Origin of the sequence: Stenotrophomonas sp. 2YAF22, from assembly GCF_052114665.1 — a bacterium.
Lineage (GTDB): Bacteria > Pseudomonadota > Gammaproteobacteria > Xanthomonadales > Xanthomonadaceae > Stenotrophomonas > Stenotrophomonas indicatrix.
In genome coordinates this window covers 1-5,614 of record NZ_JBFRFE010000249.1, presented here as the reverse complement: position 1 = coordinate 5,614, position 5,614 = coordinate 1, and the positions used below count along the sequence as shown (strand labels likewise).

At 66.5% G+C, this 5,614-nt stretch carries 5 protein-coding genes and 1 tRNA gene; 3 read left to right on the top strand and 3 right to left on the bottom strand.

Features of this window, described 5'->3' with window-relative positions; all coding sequences use genetic code 11:
• Nucleotides 1-169 precede the first annotated feature (169 nt).
• Nucleotides 170-246 (bottom strand) — tRNA-Arg (locus tag AB4Y84_RS11425).
• Nucleotides 247-395: 149 nt separating this feature from the next.
• Between AB4Y84_RS11425 and ubiA the strand changes: the two genes are divergently transcribed.
• Together ubiA and AB4Y84_RS11415 are read left to right on the top strand one after the other, a co-directional pair.
• On the top strand, nt 396-1,289 hold the full coding sequence (gene ubiA, locus AB4Y84_RS11420; protein ID WP_312107660.1) for a 4-hydroxybenzoate octaprenyltransferase: 894 nt from the start codon (nt 396-398) through the stop codon (nt 1,287-1,289).
• A gap of 168 nt (nt 1,290-1,457) precedes the next feature.
• Complete coding sequence (locus AB4Y84_RS11415) at nt 1,458-2,882, top strand: short-chain fatty acid transporter (RefSeq protein ID WP_442244163.1); 1,425 nt, start codon at nt 1,458-1,460, stop codon at nt 2,880-2,882.
• Between the two features lie 101 nt (nt 2,883-2,983).
• Here AB4Y84_RS11415 and AB4Y84_RS11410 read toward each other — a convergent pair whose 3' ends face one another.
• The gene (locus AB4Y84_RS11410; protein WP_442250148.1) at nt 2,984-4,648 is read right to left on the bottom strand and encodes an AMP-binding protein; all 1,665 of its coding nucleotides are present in this window, start codon (nt 4,646-4,648) and stop codon (nt 2,984-2,986) included.
• A 310-nt stretch (nt 4,649-4,958) separates the two neighbouring features.
• Between AB4Y84_RS11410 and AB4Y84_RS11405 the strand changes: the two genes are divergently transcribed.
• Entirely contained in the window at nt 4,959-5,120 is a 162-nt protein-coding gene (locus tag AB4Y84_RS11405; protein ID WP_164745118.1) for a hypothetical protein, read from the top strand.
• A gap of 54 nt (nt 5,121-5,174) precedes the next feature.
• On the opposite strand, the gene AB4Y84_RS11400 is transcribed toward AB4Y84_RS11405, so the two are convergent.
• Nucleotides 5,175-5,614 (bottom strand): YiiX/YebB-like N1pC/P60 family cysteine hydrolase (locus AB4Y84_RS11400; RefSeq protein WP_442250147.1); only part of this gene is annotated, 440 nt, incomplete at its 5' end.

Below are 5,614 nucleotides of genomic sequence, written 5' to 3'. Positions count from 1 at the left end.
AGGCTGTCCTGTGCTGGCAAGGCGATACCCATGGCGCCGAGTCTACTCAATCCAAATGGAGCTGGAGTACAGAATCCCATTCTGCGCCCTGCGGGACTCATAAACTGAGAACGGAGACATGCGCGGGCGAATCTGCCCGGTGATTGGCAGGCCGAAGCCGACAAGAAGATGGCGCGCCCGGAGGGATTCGAACCCCCGACCAATGGCTTCGGAAGCCACTACTCTATCCGGCTGAGCTACGAGCGCGTGGTGGAACCGCCGCGCCGTCGGCCAAGGCCGGGGCGGGCATCGCAACGCAATGAGGCGGTGCGGAATGGGCATTCTATCCAGTTTCGCCGCACAAATCTCCCCCCGCCGGCAAAGTCGGTCCGAAGGCACAGGAGTATCCTAGTGCCATGGCTGATACCCCCCTTTCCGCGCCGCATCCGGCGCCGACGCCGCGCTGGCGGCATTACTGGAGTCTGATGCGCGCCGATCGCCCGATCGGCACGCTGCTGCTGCTGTGGCCCACCTGGTGGGCGTTGTGGCTGGCTGCTGGCGGGCTGCCGCCGCTGTGGACCCTGTTCGTGTTCACCGCGGGCGTCTGGCTGACCCGCTCGGCCGGTTGCGTCATCAACGACTACGCCGACCGCTGGCTCGACCCGCACGTGGAGCGCACCAAGGCGCGACCGCTGGCGACCGGTGCAATCAGCGGCCGGGCGGCGCTGGTGCTGTTCGCGGTGCTGATGCTGGTGGCCTTCGGCCTGGTGCTGACCCTGAACGGCCTGACCATCGCCCTGAGCTTCATCGGCGTGTTCCTGGCGGCCAGCTATCCCTACCTGAAGCGCTACACGCATCTGCCGCAGGTCTATCTGGGCATGTCGTTCGGCTGGGGCATCCCGATGGCCTTCGCGGCCGTGCAGGGCGAGGTGCCGTTGCTGGGTTGGCTGCTGTACGCCGGCAACATCCTGTGGTCCACCGCCTACGACACCTGGTACGCCATGGTCGACCGCGAGGACGACCTGAAGATGGGCTCGCACTCCACCGCGATCCTGTTCGGCGACCTGGACCTGGTCATCCAGGGCGTGCTGTACGCGCTGTTCCTGGCCACGATGGCGCTGGTGGGCGTGCGCGGCGGGCTGGGCGGGTACTACCTGGCCGGCGTAGCGGTGGCGACGCTGCTGGTGGTGTACGAATTCTGGATCTGCCGCAACCGCGAGCGTGGGCCGTGCTTCAAGGCCTTCCTGCACAACAACTGGGTGGGTGCCGCGCTGTTTGCCGGCATTGCCGTGGATCTGGCGCTGCGTTGAGCCCAAGGTGAGGTAGAGCCGGCCGCTGGCCGGCTGCATCCGTGTGTGACCCCGAGGTTGCCGGCCAGCGGCCGGCACTACCGCCACCGGCCATCTACGACCAATAGGTGGCTGACAGCCCGCATCCCACCGCCCAGAATCGAGCCATCGAACCTGGGAGGGTAGGCGATGGCCTCGACGGCAGCAGTACAGGACGGCTGGATGGCGCGCGCTGCGCTGCGCTCGGCCGCCTGGGCGGAAAAATGGTTCCCCGATGCGTACGTGTTCGCGGTACTGGGCGTGGTCATTGTCGCGCTGGCCGCGATGGGCTTCGGCTCTACCCCGCAGGCCACTGCCAGCGCCTTCGGTGATGGCTTCTGGAGCCTGATTCCCTTCACCATGCAGATGGCCTTCGTGGTCATCGGTGGCTATGCCGTGGCCACTGCACCGGTGGTCGCACGCTTCATCGATTTCCTTGCCCGTGTGCCGCGCACCGGCCGTGGTGCGGTGGTGTACGTGGGCCTGGTCAGCATGCTCGCCTCGCTGCTCAGCTGGGGCTTCTCGCTGGTGTTCGGCGGCCTGCTGGTGCGCGCGCTGGCCCGCCGTACCGAGCTGCGCATGGACTACCGCGCCGCCGGTGCTTCGGCTTATCTCGGTCTGGGTGCGGTGTGGGCGATGGGATTGAGCTCGTCGGCCGCGCAGCTGCAGGCCAACCCGGCCAGCATGCCGCCGGGGCTGGTGGAGATCACCGGCGTCCTGCCGTTCACTGAAACCATCTTCCTGTGGCAGTCGATCGCACTGACCTCGGTGTTGATCGTGGTCTCGCTGCTGATCGCCTGGCTGACCGCGCCGGCCGCCGGCAGTGCGCGTACCGCCGAAGATTTCCCCGGCGCGGCGCAGGCCGAACCGGAGCCGCTGCAGCGCCGCACCCGTCCGGGCGAGTGGCTGGAGTACAGCCCGTTGTTGACCGTGCTGCTTTCGCTGCTGGCCTTCGGCTGGCTGTTCAACGAGTTCGCCAACAAGCCATTGGTCAGCGCGATCGCCAACCTCAACACCTACAACTTCATGTTCATCTCGCTGGGCCTGCTGCTGCACTGGCGCCCGCGCAGCTTCCTCAACGCGGTAGCCAAGGCGGTACCGAGCACCACCGGTGTGCTGATCCAGTTCCCGCTGTACGGCGGCATCGCGATGATCCTCACCCACGCTGCCGGTGGCGACGGTGAGACGCTGGCGCACCGGCTGTCGAGCCTGTTCGTGCACGTGGCCAGCACCGATACGTTCGCGCTGGTGATGGGCGTGTACTCGGCGGTGCTGGGCTTCTTCGTACCGTCCGGTGGCGGCAAGTGGATCATCGAAGCGCCGTACGTGATGCAGGCCGCGAACGAGCTGAAGGCGCACCTGGGCTGGGCGGTGCAGGTTTACAACGCGGCCGAAGCGCTGCCGAACCTGATCAATCCGTTCTGGATGCTGCCACTGCTGGGCGTGCTCGGCCTGAAGGCCCGCGACATCGTCGGCTTCACTTTCATCCAGCTGCTGGTGCACATCCCGCTGGTGCTGGGGTTGCTGTGGCTGCTGGGCATGACCCTGGCCTACGTGCCGCCGGTGATGCCGTAGCGCAAGCACGGGGTCATGTGGGGTCAGAGCCTCTCCGCTGGAGAGGATCCGACCCCGGGGTCAGATCCCTTTCGAAGGAGGGGCTCTGACCCCGGAGACCCTCAGCCAGCCGCCGCCTGCTTCTCGATCTCGGCCTTGCGCAGCAGGAAGCGCTGCAGCTTGCCGCTGGGCGTTTTCGGTAGTTCCGCGACGAACGCCACCTGGCGCGGGTACGCATGGGCGGACAGCCGTCGCCGCACATGCTGCTGCAGTTCCTGCGCCAGCGTGACGCTGCCGCTGAACCCAGCGCGCAGGATCACGAAGGCTTTGACGATTTCGGTGCGCTCTGGATCGGGTACGCCGATCACCGCCGTTTCCGCCACCGCAGGGTGTTCCATCAGCACGCTCTCCACATCGAATGGACCGATGCGATAGCCCGACGAGGTGATCAGGTCGTCCGAGCGACCGATGAAACTGATCGAGCCGTCGTCCTCGCATTCCACCGAATCACCGGTGAGGTAGTAGCGATCGCCCAGCGCCGGTGTGTCGGCACCGTAGTAGCCGGTGAACCACATGATCGGCGACTGCTGCAGGTCTACGGCGAGGATGCCGGGCGTGCGCGGCGGCAGTTCGTTGCCGGCATCGTCCAGTACCGCCACGCGGTAACCGGGCATCGCAAAGCCCGATGATCCCGGCCGCACGGCGTGGTCCAGTGCGTGGTGATTGTTGACCACCATGCCGGTCTCGGTCTGGCCGTAGTGGTCGAGCACCGTGGTGCCCAGATGGGCGGCGAACCAACGGGCGATCTCCGGGTTCAGCGGTTCGCCGGCGCTGCTCACCACCCGCAGCTTGCCGTTGATGGCCGCACTGGCCTCGGGCCCGGCGGCGATGATCTGCCGGTACGCTGTGGGCGAGCCGGCAAGATTGGTGACACCCARCCGCSCGACGATGTCGTTCAGCCCCTGCACGCTGAAACCGGCTTCGCTGAAGGTGGTGGCCTGGCCCAGCAGCAGCGGGCCGATCACGGCGTAATACAGGCCATAGGCCCAGCCGGGATCGGCGATGTTCCAGAACACGTCCTCTGGGCGCAGGTCCACGGCCAACTGCATGTAACTGGCAAAGGCCAGCAATGCGCGTAGCTGCACCGGCACGCCCTTGGGGCTGCCGGTGGTGCCGGAGGTGGACAGCAGTGCCATCAGCGCATCGCCGCGCAGCATCACCGGCGCGAAATCAGGTGTGGCATCGGCGGTGCGTGCAGTCCAGTCGATGTCGCCGGCACGTAGTGTCTGCTCCGGTGCCAGGAGGGTGGCGACCGGCGGGCAGCCATCGACCTCGTCCAGCTTGCTGCGGTTCGTGCTGTCGGTCACCACCAGTGCGGTGCGCCCGGTTTTCAACCGTGTCTCGATGGCCTTGGGGCCGAACGCAGTGAACAGCGGCTGGTAGATCGCGCCCACCCGCCAGGTGCCGAGGATGGTCGCCAGCAGGTCCGGTGTACGCGGCAGCAGGCCGGCCACCACATCGCCCTTGCCGATGCCCTGCGCGGCCAGCACCTGGGCAACACGCGCGGAGGCATCGCGCAGGTCCTCGAAGGTGTACCGATGCAGGGCACCGTGGGCGTCCACCCAGCGCAGCGCCAGCGCATTGCGGCCGCAGTGACGGTCGCAGCACTCCACGCAGGCGTTGATGCCGGTCTGCAGGTCACCGTGCAACTGTCGCTGTCCGCGCTCGATGCTGAAATCGGCCAGTGCCTGTTCGTAGGTGGGGCGTGCTGCAGTGTCGCGGGCCATGCGCATCTCCGGGGTGACGTCACTCCGACGATAGGCGGCGGCCCTGCATGCTGCAAATGGGACCATGGGCGTAGGCCGCCGCTGCGCGCGCCGCGTCGGGCAAGAACGCTGAATGCGTTCGTTTCCGGCTGCAGCATGACGACATGCCAAACTCGCATGAATCCTTCAGTCGCTTGTGCCGCAAGGGCTGGCGCCGGTTCATTCACGCACGTACACATGGGTGTAGCCCGCTCACAACGCATGGTTAACCAATCGCTGCCGACGATGGCCCCGTCCACCGCATTCCGCGCGTGGCATTTGGAGATCGGACATGGCACAGCAGAACCAGAACCCGAACCAGAAGCAGCAGGGCCAGCAGAACCAGCAGGATCAGCAGCAGGGGCGCGGCCGCGACCAGCAGCAGCAACAGCAGCAGGAACAGCAGAAGCGCAACCAGAACCAGCAGCAGGGCGGGCAGGACGAGGAAGAGTGATCCTGGCAGCCGCCATCCATCACCGACGAAGCCCCGCCCCGCGCGGGGCTTCGCTTATTCCAGCACGCCGATCCGCTGCAGCACCGGTGCTGCAGCCATGTCGTTGGGGTTGGTACCGGGCAGGCCCTGCGGCACCTCCATGCCCATGCCGCGATACAGATCAACCCAGTGCCGGGAGATCTCACCGGTTTGCGGGTTGCGGAAGTTCATCGGCTGCAGTGCGAACACATGGTGCGCACGGAACGCGCGCTCGATGAAATCCGAGCAGTAGTAATTGTCGTCGTTCAACACGTAGGCAGTGTTGTACGGTTTGCCCAGCATCGTGCGCGCGGTGGCCACGGCATCGGCGATGGCATTGTCCGGCGGCGCACGCAGGCGATAGACCACGATCTGCCGCTGCTTGCCTTTCGCGTCCTCGCGGAACTGTTCCAGCGTCTGCCGGCGCGAGCCCTTCTCATCGGCGTGCAGCACCTCCCAGCCCTGCGGTGCCGAGG

What these genes read in the sequence shown, in the direction of transcription:
- AB4Y84_RS11405 (WP_164745118.1), top strand. Translation starts at nt 4,959, where the DNA reads ATGGCACAGCAGAACCAGAACCCGAACCAGAAGCAGCAGGGCCAGCAG.
- ubiA (WP_312107660.1), top strand. Translation starts at nt 396, where the DNA reads ATGGCTGATACCCCCCTTTCCGCGCCGCATCCGGCGCCGACGCCGCGC.
- AB4Y84_RS11415 (WP_442244163.1), top strand. Translation starts at nt 1,458, where the DNA reads ATGGCCTCGACGGCAGCAGTACAGGACGGCTGGATGGCGCGCGCTGCG.